We start from the raw sequence: 16,418 nt of genomic DNA on the forward strand, positions 1-16,418 counted from the left end.
CGTTCTCCTATGGGACTCACGGTACTAATGGTGTCGATGTTGAACGCAGAACGGGGGGCGCCGAAGCGCCCCCCGTTTGTTCAGAACGCCGGAAGTGCCTACGGCTTCTTCGGCTCCGGCGCCTTGGTCGGCGCCTTCCCCATGTCGTGCCCACCGGCGCCATGTTCCATCGTCGGCCGCGCACCGGCCGGATGGTGCGCCCGCATGTTCTGCTCGAAGATGCGCTTCTGCTCGGGCGTGAGGAGCGCCATGAACTGGGCGTGCTCGCCGTCCATCAGCTTCTGCACTTCGGCGCGCACTGCAACCGAGTCGCGGCCGCCCGGGTTGCGCTGCAACTCCTCCATGAGCTTGTGCTGCTTCGCCTTGATCTCGGTCACCTGCCGGATCTGCGCGTCGGTAAGGGCGATCCCCTTGAAGTGTTCCGCGAGTTCGGCGTCGAGCGCCGGCTTGGCCTGGTGGTCGTGTGACATCGCGGCCTGTTGCGCCGGCAGCGCGGGGGCGGACAGGGCGAGGGCGAGCGCGAAGCGGAGGAAACGCACGGGCATGGGTGGGCTCGGGAGGAAGGGAGAGAGGGGTGGGATCAGTCGGGCTTGATGAGCGCCTTCACCGATTCGGGAGGCGCGAGTGCCGTGTCGTCGAGCGTGTCGAACTCGACGTTCGCGATGGTGATGATCAACCGGTACTGCGGATTGCGCTGCTCGATGCGCGTGGCGACCGTGAGCCCATGGAACGTCCGGTACTCGCTCACCACGCTCGTGGCCTCGACGCGGCCGGCGGGCGTGACGAGCGCGGTGCGACTCCCGGCACTGAACCCCGTCTCGACGTCGAAGTACTCCACGAGCGTATCGCCGCTCGGCCGGATCATCTGCACCGGATGGACGCGTCTCCCTTGGAACAGTGTCGGCTCGAGGGTCGTCACGCTCGCAAAGCGCGAGTAGTCATGGAGGTCACCGAAGAAGTCGGCCTGGTCGGCCATCTGCGTCGCCATCTCGCCGTCGAGCAGCATCGCGCCGGCGCCCGGCTGGACCGACCATGCCACCTTACCGTCGAAGCCCGAGAGCACCTCGCCCACGGGCCCCATCGTGACGCGCAGGAGATACTGCTTGGGTCGGCGCTTGAGGATCTCGAGCGGCGCATCGAGCCCCATGTCGGGGATCGTGAAGGACCCGCTCAACCGCAGCGACGTGTGTCCCTCGAGTGCCGCACGGCCACCGATGAGCGAATCATGCCGCGCACCCAGCGCCTGAGGCGTGGGCAGCGGCTGCGACCGGACCGATCCGCCGAGAGCCGCGAGCAGGAGCACGGCAGCGGCGACCGGCCGGAGCGTCGACACATGGGAGCGAGCGGTCATCAAGGGTCGGTACGGGGGACAGGACAGCGCGACACGGTCGGGCGCTTCAAGATACCACCGCGCGGCGATCGGGTTCCGGTCGGACGCTCACGGCTTGGCCGCCGGGAGTCCGGCCTGCAGCGCCAAGGCGATCCGGTCCTGATTCGTCTCAGACCCGCCGGTGATCATGGCGGCGAGGTTGTTCTGCCGCACGAACACGTATGGGCCGGCGAATGGCGGTGACGCGCCGACGGGGGCACCGGTGGTCGCGTCGAGCGAGTCCGTGACCGCGCGACGCGCCACGCTGTCCGCGAAGATCCAGGCGAAGACCTCGCCGCCGCCCGCCGCGATGACGACGGCACGCGCCCCCATCCACGCAGGCCCCGCCGGCGCGTCCGTGACCTCGCGCGGCGCGACGCCGGCGCGCACGAGGCGCTCGATGAGGTGCTCCTTCGACCAGAGTCCCGTCGCCGGGAGCGCAGCCACCCGCACCGCGGTCGACTCCGCTCGCGCGATCCCCACCCGCTCCACGCGCGTGCGCTCGACCTCCGCCGCCTCGCGACCGCAGCCGATGAGGCCACCGCTCGCGCCGAACGCCACCAGGACTATCTTCCACACATGCATCGCGATCCCCTCGATCGTCCGGTGAGCACCGAACCCGTCCGCGTGGACAAATGGCTCTGGGCCGCGCGCTTCTTCAAGACGCGCTCCCTCGCGGCCGACGCGGTGGACGGTGGCAAGGTGCAGGTGAACGGCGAACGCGCCAAGCCGGCCAAGGCCGTTCGCCCGGGCGACGAGGTGCGGGTCCGCATCGGACCATACGAGCATGTCCTCCAGGTGACCGGTACCGGAGAGCGCCGCGGGACCGCCGCCGAGGCCGCGCGACTGTTCACGGAGACGGACGCATCCCGCGCCGCGCGCGAGAAGCTGCACTGGCAGCTCCACGCGGCCGCGCCGGCCATGGAGCCGGAGCCGGGGCGCCCCACCAAGCGCGACCGCCGCGACCTGGAACGGTTCCGCAACCGTTGACCTAGGCGCCGGACCCGGCAACGCGGCGGAGCGTCGCGTCGTCGAGCCGGTGCCCGCCCTCGAACCGTTCGAACGCGTAGCGGAAGCCCGCGGCGTCCAGCCGGTCACGTTCCAGCGTGAGCTGCTCGGCCGAGACGAATCGATCCCGCTCGCCGACCACCAGCGTGGTGCGCGTCCGGCCGAGCGGCGAGGCCGCATCGAGCGCGAGCTCGGGCGCGATCGAACCGCCCCAGCAGATCAGGTGCGCAGGGGTGACCCCGCCATGCGCCACCCAGCGCGAAGCGGCCGCGGTCCCCTGCGAGAATCCGAGTATCGTGAGGGGTGCCGACGGCGCGACGATCGCGCGGTAGTGGTCGTGCACCTGCTGCAGCCAATGCAGTTGGTCCACGATCTCCTCGGCACGCTCCTCGCGCGTCATCCACGAGGCCCCGACGCTGGCGGCCGCGTGCCGCTCGAGCGGCGAGCGGACGTCATAGAACCGCGAGAGTGCCTCGGGCGCCACGATGAGGCGGGAGCCGTCGTCGAGCGCGGCGCAGGCGGCGAGGAAGTCGGTCGCCAGCTGCCCGTAGCCGTGCAGCACGATCCAGAGCTCCCCCGCCGCGCGCCGGTCCGTGGGGCCCCGCACCGCACACCGCGCCGTCCGGCGGGTCACGAACCGCTCCACCACTGGAGGCGTTGGTTCTGTCATGACCGGAATCAATCCGCGGGCCGTCGCCGCGACCAGTGGCGGGAGCCTCCCCGGTCCGATTACCATTCGAGCCGAACCCCGTTCCTCCGGAGTGACCAGATGTCCAGCAGCAACGAGGCGCACGACCCGAACAAGCTCGGCTGGGGCTTCGCGGCCGCGATCATCGTGCTCGCGATCGTCGCGAACGTGGCGGCGTACAGCACCCACAAGGCGACGTATCTGAAGCCGGACAAGGCGGTGCCAGCGGCAGGCGCTGCAGCGCACTGAGGCAGAGGGCAGTGTCGAGATGGCAGAAGCGGGGGACCGGCCAAGTGCCAGTCCCCCGCTTCTGACTTCTCCCATCTCCCGTCCGCGCTCCGTCTAGTTCTTGTGCCGGAAGGTGATGCGTCCGCGACTCAGATCGTACGGCGACACCTCGACCGAGACGCGATCCCCTTGGAGCACGCGGATGCGGAAGCGCCGCATCTTGCCGGCCATCGTGGCCAGGACATCGTGTCCGTTCGAGAGGTGCACCCGGAAGGTCGCGCTTGGCAGCACTTCGGAGACGGTCCCTTCGAGTTCGATCGCTTCTTCTTTGGCCATACGGTCCGGTGATGGGTAACGACGAAAGATATCCCGATGGGCCCCGCTTCGGCAGGGGTCAGCGGGGGGCGTCGCAGCGGGGGGCGCCGGCGGCCGCGGCCTGAAGCACCGCGACGAGTTCCCGCACGACCGAGGCCCCGGCGTCCGCGTCGTACCACTTCTGCTTGTCTCGGGCGAACGTCTCGAGCGTCCCTGCGGTCCGGGCCTGCATCGCGAGCTGCTGAAGCGCGGCCGGACGCTCCACCAGACACCCGACATCATTCCCGCTCGGGTCGAGAACGACGAAGGTCGGCGTCGCCGGCCGGCCGTCAGGCGTCCGATGCGCTTCCATCACCGCCTGACCGGGGCCCGGTAGCACCACGCGGAGCTCGAGCGACGGCACCTGCTCCACCAGTCGCGCGATGTACGGGAGCGTGTTCGCGGAGTCGCTGCACCCGTCCACCGCGACGACGAGGATCCGCCACCGGCCCATCAACGCGCGCGCGGTCGCGAGGACGTCCGGCGCGATCACGGCCGCCTCGGTATGGCGCACCCAGAGCTCACGCCGCGCCTTCGCCTCGGCGAGAAAGGTCCGATAGTCTTGGCCGCTGGCGTAGAGCGCCCCGAGGGTCGAGTCGGTGCGGACCGCGGGCGCCAGGCCCGTCTCGGCACCGGAGTCGCAGGCGGGGAGCGGCGAAGCGACGGCGAGCAACGCGAAGGCGATCGGGATGAGCACGGGGCTCCCGGATTCGGGGACGAGGTGGGCGGACCGATGCAAGATGACCACGTCGACGCCGCCCTGTCCACCGCATCGGGCGTCGGTTACTCTCCCGCATGGCCGCCCTCACCGACGCCGTGCTCGCGTATCTCGCCGCCAACCGGCTCGAGACCGTGGCCGCGCTCTTCGGCATCGTGAGCGTGTGGCTGAGCACCCGCGAGCACATCGCCAGCTGGCCCACCGCGATCGTGAACGTGGGGCTCTATTTCCTCGTCTTCCGGCGCGCGCAGCTCTACGCGGACATGTGGCTGCAGGCCATCTACCTCGTCCTCTCGTGCTACGGCTGGTACGAGTGGAAGTTCGGCGGCGCCGACCGCACCGAGCTCCCCGTCTCCCGCGTGACGCGCCGCGAGGCGTTGCGCCTCATCCCGATCGGGCTCGTCGCCGCCTCCGGCCTCGCGCTCTACTTCGAGCGGCATACCGACGCGGCCCTGCCCTGGGTGGACTCCGCGCTCTCGGTGCTGAGCCTCATCGCGCAGTGGATGATGACCCGCAAGCTCCTGGAGAACTGGGCGCTCTGGATCGTCGCCGACATCGCCTACGTGGCGATGTTCCTCTCGAAGGCGCTGTACGTGACCGCGGCGCTCTATGCCGTCTTCCTCGTGCTCGCGACCAAGGGCTACCTCGACTGGCGCCGTTCATGGCTGGCTCGCGCATCGTCCTGACCGGCCCCGAGTGCACGGGGAAGACGACCCTCGCGACCGCCCTCTCGCGGCACCTCGGCGTGCCCTCCGTTCCCGAGGCGGCACGCCTCTTCGCCGAGCGCGCCGACACGCCGCTCTCCGCGACGACGGTCGAACCCATCGCGCGCCTCGCGATGGAGCTGCAGGACGCCGTCGGCGCCGACGGCCCGTCCGCGTTCGTCGGCGACACCGACCTCGTGAGCACCGTGGTCTACGCGCGGCACTACTATGGTCACTGCCCGGACTGGATCGTCGCGGAAGCCCGCGCGCGGCGCGCCGATCTGTATCTGCTCTGCGCCCCCGACCTGCCATGGACGCCCGACGGCGTGCGCGATCGCCCCCTGAATCGCGAAGCGCTCTTCGAGGACTTCGCGGCGGTCCTGCGCGCGATGGACGCGAACGTGGTCGTCATCACGGGCGAGGGTCAAGCACGCACCGACGGGGCGCTGCGTGCGGTGGAGTGCCTCGCGCGCTAGACGCCGGTCAGCGCGGCGGCCACGAGGTGACCGCCGCGTCGAGCCGCTCCACGAACGCCGCGATGGTACGCGCCGCGCGGTAGTAGAACCCGGGCTGGATCCGCTCCGGATCGTCGGTCGCCTTGTGATAGTCGGGGTGATCCTCGACGCCGAAGTACACGAACGGGATCCCGGCGGCGTGGAACGCGCCCTGGTCCGACTGGCCGGTCCAATCCTCGGATCCGCCGCCGCTGTCGTGCCCGAGTCTGAGCGTCACGAGCGCCTGCGGCGCCAGGGCCTCGAGGAGCGGGCGCATCCGCGGCCACGGCGTCGCGCCGGCCGCGAACAGTTCACCCTTCTCGTTGCGCGAGACCATGTCGAGGTTCACGTTGGCGACGATCGACGCCAGCGGCACGGGCGGCGCCGCGACGAAGGCACGCGCGCCCTGCAGCCCGACCTCCTCCGCGTCCCACAACGCGAAGAGGATCGTGTGCTCCGGCGGGTGCGCCCTGAAGTGCGCAGCCATCGCGAGCACCGCGGCGGTGCCCGACGCATTGTCATCCGCCCCGTTGAAGACCTGGCCGTTGCGTGTCCCCACATGGTCGTAGTGCGCGCTCACCACGATCACGCGTTCAGGCGCGCGCCGCCCGCGCACGAGGCCCAGGACGTTCGCGCCACGCAACGAGTCGGTCGCGTTACGCCGGGGCGGGCGCACCCACGCGTGCACGTGACGGCCGTCCACCGGCTCGAGCCCGAGTCGCCGGAACTCCGCCTCCAACCAGCCGCGCGCCTTCACGTTCTCGGGCGTCATCGCGCCGCGCCCCCCCATCGAGTCGTGCGCGAGTCGGTAGACATCCCCGATGAGGCGCGCCGAGTCGAGGGCGGGCAGCACCCCGGGCCGCGGAGCGTCCTGGGCAGTCGCCCCGGGGGTGCGCCCGCACGCGAGCAGGAAGAGGAGCCCGAGGGCGGCCGGCATGGCGCGTCGGAAGTCGCGAAGCAGTCGAGTGATCATGCGCGCAATCTGGTCGCGCGACCGGCAAGCCTCAATACGCGCCGGTGCGTGGCCTCAGCGGACCGCGACCACCACGAGTCGCAGTTCCGGCGACCCGACCGCTCCGCCAAGTCGATTGGGCGGACGAAGCTCCTGGACCTCCACGCGCCGCCCCGCGACCGTTCGCTGGCGGGCAGCGGGCGTCGAGGCCGTCACCTCGATCTCGACGAGCACTTCCGGCTCCGGCGCGACCGTCACCCCCACCTCGACGATCGCGCGTCCTGCCCAGACGCAGACGGCGTCGATAGGACAGGTGGAGTTCTCGATCACGCTCAAGAACCGTACGACCATGTCCGCATCTCGACTCACCGCGGAGTGCCCGACCTCGATCCAGAACGGGTCGCCGAATCCGAAGGAGGCCTGCACCCCGGTCGGCGAGCCGCAACCGAGGGCGAGGCACAACGAGAAGAGCGGGGCAAGGCGCTTGATCATGCACGCCCTACCCCGCCCTCCCTTCCCCCGTCACTGAGGGTCCATCACGTGCCGCAGGTTACCAGGCGGTCACCGCTTCGAGCATGAAGCCGTTGAACTTGCCGTTGCTGCGGATGTCGCGGCGGGCGAAGCCGTCATAGGTCTGCGTCACGTACTCGGCCTTCAGCAGGAGGTTCGGGGTGAGGAACCAGCCGCCGCCGAACTGGGTGCGGTTGACCTTCACGTCAGAGTTGTCCTGCAGGGTCGGGCCGGCACCGCTCACTCCGAGGTCACCCGCGAAGTTCGCGAGACGGCCGGCGATGTAGAGCTTGTCCGAGGGGCCGAAGCGGTAGGTCAGGTCGAACTGGTTATGCGTGATGTCGCGCGTCACCGTCTCGGCCGCCGACCGACCCTTGGCGCTCTCGATCACGCCGAAGAACTCGAGGCCGCGGAACTTGACGAACGGGTTGATCATCGTGCCGGTCATCTCGTCCGAGAACCCGGGGTTCACCGCGCCGGACGTGAAGTTGGCCGACTCGCTTGCCCGGAAGTTCTCGAGCACGTAGTAGTAGCGCGAGCCCGCGCGGTCGCCGCTGTAGATCGTGTTGCTCACCGCGCTGTTCTGGCTGCGCCACGAGCCAGTCAGGCGGACGCGGAGATCGTCGTTGACCTGGCGATCGTATCCGAGCTTGATCATGTGCGCCGGATCGCGATCGGCCGGGCGGGCCAGCTGGCCGCGGATCTCGCCGTTCGTGATCGCCGCGACGGCGAGGAAACCGTTCCGCTGGAAGACCGCCTCGGCACCTACTTCCGTCGTGAAGGCCTCGAGGATCGAGTTGCCGACGAGCGGGTTGTACATCGCCTGGCCGTTGTCGGTGCGGCGGAAGTGCTGGTCACCGTAGTTCACTTCGAAGTGGCCGATCTTGAGCGTCGTGTACTTCATGATGCTGTTGAAGAGCGGGAGGTCGAACGGCGACTCGTCGATCTGGATGAAGCCGTCCTTGACCCACGTCTCGTTGTGATGCCGCGCCGAAAGATAGCTGGTCATCTGGACGCGGATACCCGGGGCCAGCTGCGCATTGAAGATCATGTTCGCGACGGCGTTGTTGAAGCCCTTGCCGATCTCGATCAGGCGGTTGCGATCGGAGATCGCCGCGCTGCCGGCAGCACCCGGCGACGGATTGACCGCGGCGACGAACACCGAGTCGGCATCATTGGAGTGCGTGAGCCCCTGGAACTGCTGGGTGAACGCGGCACCGATCGTCATCTTGAAGCCTTCATACGTCGCGCCCGCCCGCTTCGGCGTCTCGAACATGTTGATGCCGCGCGAATCGTACGGCCGCGTGTACTGGATGACCATCGGCTGCGGGTACTTCACCTGCGCCGAGTCGAGGACCTGCGCGCCGGCCGGGGCGGCCATGGCCAGGCCGGCGACGAGAGAGAGGGCGGTACGGATGTTACGCATATATGGGTACCTCGGGGGAAGAGACCGGCACCCGCCGGTCAGGGTTGGAGCTGCACAGTGGGGGAGAGACGTTCGGAACCGTTCAGGGCTGGAGCTGCAGGTCGAAGTTCACGGTGATCGTCGGATCCACCTTGAGCGCGCCCATCATCAGCTTGGGCGGCTGCACGTTCCAGTCGGTCATGAGGACCGCGTACTTGCCGGTCACGCGGAGCGCGCCGGCCGCACCGGACGCGTACTCGACCGGGAACGAGATGGGCTTCGTCACGCCGTTCAGCGTGAGCGTGCCGTTGAGCGTGCCCTTCACGGGGGCGCCGGCCGCGAGTTCGTAGCCGGTGAGCGCGAACACGATCGTGCGCTGGGTCGTGGCGTTGAGGGCCTTCATCATGTGCCCGTTCATCGTCCCGTTCTCGCAATCGAGCTTCGCGACCGGGAACGTGAGCGAGACGGTCTTCACGGCCTTCTGCGCCTTCAGGACGTTCGCAGCGGCGCCGGCCTCCGCGTCGATCACGGCGTCGATCTGCGTCGCCTTGCAGGACCAGTCGCGCACGGTCGACTTCCCGTCGAACCAGAGCTTGCTCTCGGCGCGGAGCTTGAGGGGATCGAGCAGGGGGCGCCAGGCGCCTGCGACGGCGAGCAAGAGCAGGGCGGTCGCGGCACCGCGGATTCGACTGCTCATGGGGGAGTCTCCGGTCCAGGTTCACGTTCCGCGCACGGTGCGCGTTTCGTGGTATGAAGCTCGGTGTGGGGACATTCCCTGACAGTAGGGCAGTACCGGAACTTTGGTCCGGTCCTTTCGGCTCTTTGGGTAGGGGGATTCCCTACCCGCCCTTACACTAGTCGCAGGGGAGCGCGTCTGGGTAGCGCGGCGAGTGCGACCAACCGGTCAGCGTAAGCGTCGTGATGCCCAGGACGGGCATCCGGCTCTCGATCCGGATCGGGATGTGGCACTCCTCTGCGTAGAGGTTGATCCGGATGGTCCCGGTACCCTTGTACCGCTTGGGGTCACGCACCTCCATCTCCACGACGCGCGTCCGGAAGATCCCTGCGGCCGTACTGAGCGTCTCCTCTCCCTTCACGCGCACCACGGTCGGGTTGCGGGTGGCGTCGAAGTGCCGGTCGAACCGGAGCACGGTATCGCGCTCGAGCGGGATCGTACGCAGGAAGTAGAGGAACGACAGCTCGTCCAGCGGCATCTCGCTCCCGAGGGCGCCCGATGGACCCTCGCTGTCGCTCCATCGATGCGAGGCGCGATCGATCGTCACGCGCTCCGCGCCGTTCGAGAGCACGTGCCGTTCGGTCTTCTCGAAGCGGACGATCGCGAAGCGATGCGGGTCGAGCCAGGAGCTCGTCCGGTCGGTCGCGCGAATCGGGCCCTTCCCCGCGTTGATCTCGGAGCGCAGCCGCCAGACGCTGACCCCCTGCTCGACCACTGGGCCCTCGATCCACATGCGCCCCGTCCCCACGTCACCCAGGCGCGCGATGCGCACCTGGTAGTCGAGTGCCTCCCCGATCGCGAAGGGCAGCCGCGGCTCCACGGTACGCACCTGCGCGAACGCTGGCGCGACGACCGCGGCGGTGACCACGAGGCCGAGCGCGAGGGACGCCGCCGCAGGGGTGACGACACGGCGGACGTGGTCGGTCAGAGGGGACTCGGCGAAGAGGATGGGCACGGCGACGGAAGCTCGCATCTGGTACCCCGGTCGACCAGCCGGGGCGTCCCCGGCCCGTTGTGGGGAATGCCCCGACGCGTCGCTGGATGGACCCGCGCGAGGCTGTCGGGCGAAATGAGAAGGGCGGGCCACGAGGCCCGCCCTCCGTCCTACATCACCGCGCGGCCGACGTCACTGCACCGCGTTGATCATGTCGAAGATCGGCAGGTACATCGCGACGACCATGCCGCCGACGACGACGCCGAGGAACACGATCATCATCGGCTCGAGGAGCGAGAGGAGGCCGGAGACCGCGGCATCGACTTCCTCGTCGTAGAAGTCGGCGATCTTCGAGAGCATCTCGTCGAGGCCGCCGGTCTGCTCACCGACGGCGATCATCGAGATCACCATGGGCGGGAAGACGCCCGACTTGGCGAGCGGGGCGGAGATGGTGTCACCACCGGCGATCGAGGAGCGAGAGGCGAGGATCGCGTCTGAGACGACGCGGTTGCCCGCCGTCTTGGCCGTGATCTCGAGGCCGTCGAGGATGCTGACGCCCGAGCTGATGAGCGTCCCGAGGGTGCGCGTGAAGCGCGACACGGCGGACTTGCGGAGCACGTCGCCGAGAACGGGCGCCTTGAGCATGAGGCGGTCGATCGCCAGCTGGCCGTTGGCGGTCGCGTAGTAGCTCTTGAAGCTGCGGAAGCCGACGAAGCCGGCGATGATGAGCGCCCACCAGTAGCCCTGCAGGAACTCCGAGAGCGCGATGACGATGCGCGTCGGGAGCGGCAGGGCGAGGCCCACGGAAGCGAACATGCTCTGGAACGTCGGGATGACGAACAGGAGCAGCACGGTGATCGCCGTACCGGCGACCCCCATGATGACGCCGGGGTAGATCATCGCGCCCTTCACCTTGCGGACGAGGGCGTCGTTCTTCTCCATGAACGTCGCGAGACGCATCAGGATGGTGTCCAGGATGCCGCCGGCCTCGCCGGCCGCGACCATGTTCACGTAGAGCTCGGTGAACGCGTTCGGGTGCTTGGCGAGCGCGTCGGCGACGGTGTGGCCCGACTCGACGTCGAACACCACCTGCCGCGTCACGTTCTGGAGGACCGGGTTCTCCGACTGCTTCGAGAGGATGTCGAGCGCCTGCACGAGCGGCAGGCCCGAATTGATCATCGTCGAGAACTGTCGCGTGAAGATCACGATGTCGCGCATCGCGATCGACCCCTTCGTCTTGCTCGGGGTCTTCGACTGCTCTTCGACCTTGACGACGTTCATGCGCATCTTCTTCAGCTGCGCGACGGCGTCGTCCTTGCTCGAGGCCTCGATCGTGGCGCTCTTGAGCTCGCCCCGGCGGTGCGGGCGGTGTAGGAAAAGGCGGGCATGGGGTCTCCTGGTTACGAGGGGCTCAGCGGCGGCCCGCGCCGCCGGCCATCGGGCCGGACTTCGCGGAGGCCGACGGACCCTCCTCGATGGCGGTCTTGCCGATCATGCGGAGGAACTCGTTCGGGTCGCCCGAGACGCGGAGGCATTCCTCCTCCGTCACCTCCTTGGCGACGTACAGCTGGTAGAGCGCATCATTGAGCGTCTGCATGCCGAACTTCTTGCCGGACTGCATCGACGAGTAGATCTGGTGGATCTTGTCGTCGCGGATGAGCGCACGGATGGCCGGCGTGACCACGAGGATCTCCGCCGCCATCACCCGCCCCTTGCCGGTGCGCTTGGGGAGCAGCGTCTGCGTGATGATGCCCTCGAGCACGAACGCGAGTTGGGCGCGGACCTGCGCCTGCTGGTGGCTCGGGAAGACGTCGATGATGCGGTTGATCGCCTCGGCCGCCGAGTTGGTGTGCAGCGTGGCGAACGCGAGGTGACCCGTCTCGGCGATGGTGAGGCCGGCGTGGATCGTCTCGTGGTCGCGCATCTCGCCCACGAGCACCACGTCGGGATCCTCGCGGAGCGCGTACTTGAGGGCATTGCCGAACGACTTCGTGTCGCTCCCGACCTCGCGCTGGTTGACGATGCAACCCTGGTGCTTGTGGATGAACTCGATCGGGTCCTCGACCGTGAGGATGTGCCCCTTCCGCTCGCGGTTGATCTTGTCGATCATCGCGGCGAGCGTCGTCGACTTGCCCGAGCCGGTGGGACCGGTGACGAGCACCAGACCGCGCGGCTTCTCCGCGAGCTTGGCGATCACCGGCGGCAGGTTGAGGTCGGCGAACGTCTTGATGTTGAACGGGATCTGGCGCATCACGATCGAGACGCAACCGCGCTGCTTGAAGCAGTTGCCGCGGAAGCGCGCGAGGTTCTGGATGCCGAACGAGAAGTCGAGCTCGTCCTCCATCTCGAAGCGCTTCTTCTGGTTCTCGGTGAGCACCGAGTACGCGAGCTGCAGCGTGTCCTTCGGCTGGAGGATCACCTCCTGCCGGGACGACTGGATGTCCCCGTCGATGCGGAGCTTGGGGCGGTCGCCCGCGGTGATGTGCAGGTCGGACGCGCCGCGCTCGATCATCTCCTCGAGGAGGACGCGGAGGTTGACCTGGGGGGCGGCAGCGGAGGCGGGGGCGGTCATTCGGTGACGACGGAGGATGGGGGGAGGAGGACCGTCACGCGCTCGTCTCGCGAACGACCTGTTCCAGCGTGGTGATGCCCTTCCAGACCTTGAGCAGGCCGTCCATGCGCAGCGTGAGCATCCCGCCCTCGACCGCGGCGTCCTTGATCTCCGCAGCGCCGACGTTCTGCAGGATCAACTTTCGCAGTGACGGCGTCATGAACATGACCTCGTACGCGCCCTGGCGGCCCTTCAATCCCGAGCCGTTGCACGCGTCACAGCCCTTGCCCTTGAAGAAGGGCATGTCCATCACCTTCGTGTGCATCGTGACGTTCGCGAGGTGCGGCGCCGCGTCGGCGGGCGCACGCGCGATCATGTCCTTCACGGCCTGCTCGGTGAAGCGCAGGTCCTGGAGCGTCATCTCGGGCGTGAACTTCGCCGCCTCGAACTCGGCGGCGTCCGGACGGAACACGATCTTGCACTTGCCGCAGATCCGGCGGAGCAGGCGCTGCGCCAGCACGAGATTGAGCGCCGAGCTCACATTGAACGGTTCGAGTCCCATGTCCAGCAGGCGCGTCACCGTCTCGGCCGCGGAGTTCGTGTGCAGGGTCGAGAGCACGAGGTGACCCGTGAGCGCCGCCTTGATCGCGATGCCGCCCGTCTCAAGGTCGCGGATCTCGCCGACCATGATGATGTTCGGGTCCTGCCGCAGGAACGCCTTCAGCGCCGCCGCGAACGTCATCCCGATCTCGGTGCGCACCAGCACCTGGTTCACCCCGTAGAGGTTGTACTCCACGGGGTCCTCGGCCGTCATGATGTTCGTGTCGACCGAGTTCACTTTGCTGATGCAGCTGTACAGCGTCGTCGTCTTGCCCGAGCCCGTCGGACCGGTGACGAGCACCATGCCGTACGGGTTCTGCACCGCTTCCATCAGCTCCTTCTCGGCGCGCGGCTCGATGCCGAACTTCTCGAGGTCGAGCGTGAGGTTGCCCTTGTCAAGGATGCGGAGCACGACCTTCTCGCCGAAGAGCGTCGGGAGCGTCGAGACACGGTAGTCGATGACCTTCTTGCCCATCTTGAGCTTGATGCGGCCGTCCTGCGGCACGCGGCGCTCGGCGATGTTGAGCGCACTCATGATCTTGAAGCGCGAGATGAGCGCCGGCTGCATCTTCTTGGGCGGCTTCATGACCTCCTGCAGCGCGCCGTCGATCCGGTAGCGCACGCGCAGGTCATGCTCGAAGCATTCGAAATGGATATCGGACGCGCCGCGCTTCACCGCATCGGTGAGGATCGCGTTGATCAGCTTCACGACCGGGGCGTCGTCCACCGCGGCGGCGAGTGCCGCGGCCGACATCTCCTCCTTCTCCTCCTCGACGACCTCGAGGTCCTCCGTCTCCATCCCCTCGATCTCCGAGAGGAGGGTCGACATCTGGACGTCGTTCGACTCGTAGTGCTTCTCGATGACGTTCTTGAGCGTGAACTCGCCCGCAATCACCGGGAAGATGTCGTAGCGCGTGATGAACTTCAGGTCCTCGATCACGCCGAGGTTCGTCGGATCCGCCATCGCCACGGTCAGCGTGCGGCCGTCGCGCTTGAGCGGCAGGACGAGGTTCTTCGTCGCGAGGTCCGCCGGCACGAGCTTCACGATCTTGCTGTCGACCTCGAACTTCGACAGGTCGACCGCCGGCATCTTGTATTGCCGCGCGAGCGTGCGGACGAGGTCGTTCTCCTGGATGAAGCCGAGCTTTACCAGATTGTAGCCCACCCGGGTCCCGCTCTGCCGCTGCTCATCGAGCGCCTTCTGCACCTGCTCGCGCGAGACGAGGCCCTCCTTGATGAGGAGGTCCCCGATCCGTTCGCTGCCGGCGTTCGCTGCAGAGGCCATGCGTGTGGGGTCCCGATAGGTACGGACGGTATACGGCGCGCCCCCGGTCGGCGCGGCGCCGACCCGGGGAAGAATGCGTGAAGGTGCCCGCGCAGACGCGATGGTGTCAAGGACGACGACCGCGGCTCGCGAGCGGAACCTCCGTGTCGGGAGGACGAGGCGAACCGGAAAACGTGACATGCGGCCGAAGCCGCTCAGCCAGCGCCGGTCCGATCCCACGGACCTGATCGAGCGCATCCATGGAGCCGAACGGGCCAAGTCGCGCGCGCTCCTCCACGATCCGCGCCGCCAGCGCCGGTCCGATCCCGGGCAGGCGATCCAGTTCGTCGACCGTGGCCAGGTCCACGTCGATGGGTTCCATCGACGGTTCGGGGCTCGCCGTGCGCGGCGGCCGCGGCGCGGGAGATGGACGAGTGCGAAGCAGCGGAGAGGGCGCCGCCGGAGGACCGGCGGACGAGTCGCGCTGCCCCGGTCCGCGCCTCCCGGACCCTCCGGTCCTCGACCGACGATGCCCCCCGCTGGCGATGACCGAGTCGACGCGGGCGAGCTGGTCCGCGAGCGCGGCAGTCGCCGCCGGGGCGGCCGCGGGGTGGTCGATCGCGCGCCACCCGCGGACGCCGGCACCGAGCGCGGCGACCGCGGCGACGAAGATCAGGGCTTGGCGTTCGGCAGGCGTCGGCACCGGGAAACGCTACGACTCGCCTTCAACTACAGTCGCACCGAATCACTGCGAGCGTAATCAATGAAGCGCCGCTCAACTCCGAACGCGTTCCTTCGAGTGCCCTATTTATAGGCCTATTATGTCTTCACACTGTTTCTACATTCCGCGAATAACAGCCAGCGCGACGTCCCCCACGAGCTGGAGCGTCCGCTGCGACACCTTGTCCGCAGTGTCCCCCGTCCGGTGGTGCCACGGGTAGTCGAGGTCAATCACGTCAATCACGCGGAGTCCCTTTCGAAGCAAAGGAAGGTGGTCGTCCGTGATGGCGATTCCCTGGCGATTGGTGAACGCGCCGCCATATCCCAGCTGCTGGGCGGTGGTCCACACTCGCTGCACCACCTCCGGTGCCCCCTGCACCGAGTTCGCCTCCTGCTCGAAGACGGGGACCGAGTCGCCCACCATGTCCCACAGGACGCCTGCCACGGGGGCGTATCCGGGCTCCGGCAGGTGCTCCGCGAACCAGGTCGACCCGATGAGCACATCGGTGTTGGTGTCGAAGCTGCCCCAATCCTCCCCGTCCACCAGGAGGAGATCCACCCCGACCGACGGGGGGGTCCGCTTCAGCGCCTCCGCGACGCCGAGCAGGATCGCGACGCCGGAGGCTCCGTCATTCCCTCCGGGGACGGGGAGTGCCGCCTGCGCCGGATCAGACTCCATTTCCGCGGTCGGGCGCGAATCCCAGTGGGCGACGTAGAGCACGCGCCGCGCCTCATGGGGCCGGAATCGCGCCAGGATGTTCCGCATCGGCAGCCGCTGGCCATCGACCGTGACGTGGGTCCACTGTTGGACCATCACCGTATCCGCGCGTCGCCGAAGTTCGGCGACGAGCCAGTCACCCGCGGCGCGATGGGCCGCCGAGCCCGGCACCCGCGCACCGAACCCGAGCTGCTTCACGACACTGGCCATCGCCGCAGCGCCATCGAACTCGACCCCCTGGCTAGCGCCAGCGCCCGTCGACGAGGCGCGCTGGTCGGCGCGCGAGGCGGCGTCAGCCCCGCTGCACGCCGCGGCGACGAGCAGGGAGCCCCCGAAGAGCACCGCGGACCCGAGCATCCCTCGGCGGCGGGGGGGACGCGGGATGGTCGAGGAGCAGGAGAGCATGGCGGCAGGACTCCGGTGGCGAGGGCGCACCTTCCGGCGCGGGCGGGGTAATCCGTGCAC

The 16,418-nt window shown here is 68.5% G+C and carries 19 protein-coding genes and 1 pseudogene; 4 read left to right on the forward strand and 16 right to left on the reverse strand.

What is annotated here, in order from left to right:
- Nucleotides 1–98: 98 nt before the first annotated feature.
- From IPJ78_12890 to IPJ78_12900, 3 genes are all read right to left on the reverse strand, one after another.
- Nucleotides 99–545, reverse strand: coding sequence for a hypothetical protein (locus IPJ78_12890; GenBank protein ID MBK7907439.1), 447 nt, complete (start codon nucleotides 543–545; stop codon nucleotides 99–101).
- A gap of 35 nt (nucleotides 546–580) precedes the next feature.
- On the reverse strand, nucleotides 581–1,351 hold the full coding sequence (locus tag IPJ78_12895) for a hypothetical protein (protein MBK7907440.1): 771 nt from the start codon (nucleotides 1,349–1,351) through the stop codon (nucleotides 581–583).
- An 87-nt stretch (nucleotides 1,352–1,438) separates the two neighbouring features.
- Nucleotides 1,439–1,954 carry a hypothetical protein gene (locus tag IPJ78_12900; GenBank protein MBK7907441.1) on the reverse strand — a complete coding sequence of 172 codons (516 nt, stop codon included), beginning with the start codon at nucleotides 1,952–1,954 and terminating at the stop codon, nucleotides 1,439–1,441.
- Here IPJ78_12900 and IPJ78_12905 point away from each other — a divergent pair.
- Nucleotides 1,949–2,359: an RNA-binding S4 domain-containing protein gene (locus tag IPJ78_12905; GenBank protein MBK7907442.1), complete on the forward strand. Its 411-nt coding sequence runs from the start codon at nucleotides 1,949–1,951 to the stop codon at nucleotides 2,357–2,359. The genes IPJ78_12900 and IPJ78_12905 overlap by 6 nt on opposite strands.
- A 1-nt stretch (nucleotide 2,360) precedes the next feature.
- Here IPJ78_12905 and IPJ78_12910 read toward each other — a convergent pair whose 3' ends face one another.
- Nucleotides 2,361–3,011, reverse strand: coding sequence for a hypothetical protein (locus tag IPJ78_12910; protein ID MBK7907443.1), 651 nt, complete (start codon nucleotides 3,009–3,011; stop codon nucleotides 2,361–2,363).
- A 135-nt stretch (nucleotides 3,012–3,146) separates the two neighbouring features.
- Between IPJ78_12910 and IPJ78_12915 the strand changes: the two genes are divergently transcribed.
- The gene (locus IPJ78_12915; protein MBK7907444.1) at nucleotides 3,147–3,314 is read left to right on the forward strand and encodes a hypothetical protein; all 168 of its coding nucleotides are present in this window, start codon (nucleotides 3,147–3,149) and stop codon (nucleotides 3,312–3,314) included.
- 93 nt (nucleotides 3,315–3,407) lie between these two features.
- Here IPJ78_12915 and infA read toward each other — a convergent pair whose 3' ends face one another.
- Nucleotides 3,408–3,629 (reverse strand): translation initiation factor IF-1, encoded by a 222-nt coding sequence (gene infA / locus IPJ78_12920; protein MBK7907445.1) that lies wholly within the window; start codon nucleotides 3,627–3,629, stop codon nucleotides 3,408–3,410.
- Nucleotides 3,630–3,687: 58 nt separating this feature from the next.
- Nucleotides 3,688–4,344: a thioredoxin family protein gene (locus IPJ78_12925; protein MBK7907446.1), complete on the reverse strand. Its 657-nt coding sequence runs from the start codon at nucleotides 4,342–4,344 to the stop codon at nucleotides 3,688–3,690.
- A 98-nt stretch (nucleotides 4,345–4,442) separates the two neighbouring features.
- Here IPJ78_12925 and IPJ78_12930 point away from each other — a divergent pair, with 98 nt between their 5' ends.
- Nucleotides 4,443–5,051 (forward strand): nicotinamide mononucleotide transporter, encoded by a 609-nt coding sequence (locus tag IPJ78_12930; GenBank protein ID MBK7907447.1) that lies wholly within the window; start codon nucleotides 4,443–4,445, stop codon nucleotides 5,049–5,051.
- Nucleotides 5,027–5,545, forward strand: coding sequence for an ATP-binding protein (locus IPJ78_12935; protein ID MBK7907448.1), 519 nt, complete (start codon nucleotides 5,027–5,029; stop codon nucleotides 5,543–5,545). The genes IPJ78_12930 and IPJ78_12935 overlap by 25 nt, the downstream gene beginning before the upstream one ends.
- Before the next feature lie 7 nt (nucleotides 5,546–5,552).
- Here the strand turns inward: IPJ78_12935 and IPJ78_12940 are convergent, their stop codons facing one another.
- From IPJ78_12940 to IPJ78_12985, 10 genes and pseudogenes are all read right to left on the reverse strand, one after another.
- On the reverse strand, nucleotides 5,553–6,536 hold the full coding sequence (locus IPJ78_12940; GenBank protein ID MBK7907449.1) for a M20/M25/M40 family metallo-hydrolase: 984 nt from the start codon (nucleotides 6,534–6,536) through the stop codon (nucleotides 5,553–5,555).
- A gap of 54 nt (nucleotides 6,537–6,590) precedes the next feature.
- A complete protein-coding gene (locus IPJ78_12945; protein ID MBK7907450.1) occupies nucleotides 6,591–7,007 on the reverse strand; it encodes a hypothetical protein in 417 nt (138 codons plus the stop codon).
- Nucleotides 7,008–7,065: 58 nt separating this feature from the next.
- On the reverse strand, nucleotides 7,066–8,346 hold the full coding sequence (locus IPJ78_12950) for a hypothetical protein (protein MBK7907451.1): 1,281 nt from the start codon (nucleotides 8,344–8,346) through the stop codon (nucleotides 7,066–7,068).
- Nucleotides 8,347–8,533: 187 nt separating this feature from the next.
- Nucleotides 8,534–9,127, reverse strand: coding sequence for a YceI family protein (locus IPJ78_12955; protein MBK7907452.1), 594 nt, complete (start codon nucleotides 9,125–9,127; stop codon nucleotides 8,534–8,536).
- A gap of 157 nt (nucleotides 9,128–9,284) precedes the next feature.
- Complete coding sequence (locus IPJ78_12960; GenBank protein MBK7907453.1) at nucleotides 9,285–10,139, reverse strand: DUF3108 domain-containing protein; 855 nt, start codon at nucleotides 10,137–10,139, stop codon at nucleotides 9,285–9,287.
- Nucleotides 10,140–10,292: 153 nt separating this feature from the next.
- Nucleotides 10,293–11,488: pseudogene (locus IPJ78_12965) on the reverse strand (type II secretion system F family protein).
- 23 nt (nucleotides 11,489–11,511) lie between these two features.
- On the reverse strand, nucleotides 11,512–12,672 hold the full coding sequence (locus IPJ78_12970; protein ID MBK7907454.1) for a type IV pilus twitching motility protein PilT: 1,161 nt from the start codon (nucleotides 12,670–12,672) through the stop codon (nucleotides 11,512–11,514).
- Between the two features lie 34 nt (nucleotides 12,673–12,706).
- Nucleotides 12,707–14,536 (reverse strand): Flp pilus assembly complex ATPase component TadA, encoded by a 1,830-nt coding sequence (gene tadA / locus IPJ78_12975; GenBank protein MBK7907455.1) that lies wholly within the window; start codon nucleotides 14,534–14,536, stop codon nucleotides 12,707–12,709.
- A 106-nt stretch (nucleotides 14,537–14,642) separates the two neighbouring features.
- Nucleotides 14,643–14,897 (reverse strand): helix-hairpin-helix domain-containing protein, encoded by a 255-nt coding sequence (locus IPJ78_12980; protein ID MBK7907456.1) that lies wholly within the window; start codon nucleotides 14,895–14,897, stop codon nucleotides 14,643–14,645.
- 456 nt (nucleotides 14,898–15,353) lie between these two features.
- Nucleotides 15,354–16,358 (reverse strand): M28 family peptidase, encoded by a 1,005-nt coding sequence (locus IPJ78_12985; GenBank protein MBK7907457.1) that lies wholly within the window; start codon nucleotides 16,356–16,358, stop codon nucleotides 15,354–15,356.
- Nucleotides 16,359–16,418: the final 60 nt, after the last annotated feature.

The sequence above is a fragment of the Gemmatimonadota bacterium genome (assembly GCA_016714015.1).
Classification (GTDB): domain Bacteria; phylum Gemmatimonadota; class Gemmatimonadetes; order Gemmatimonadales; family Gemmatimonadaceae; genus Pseudogemmatithrix.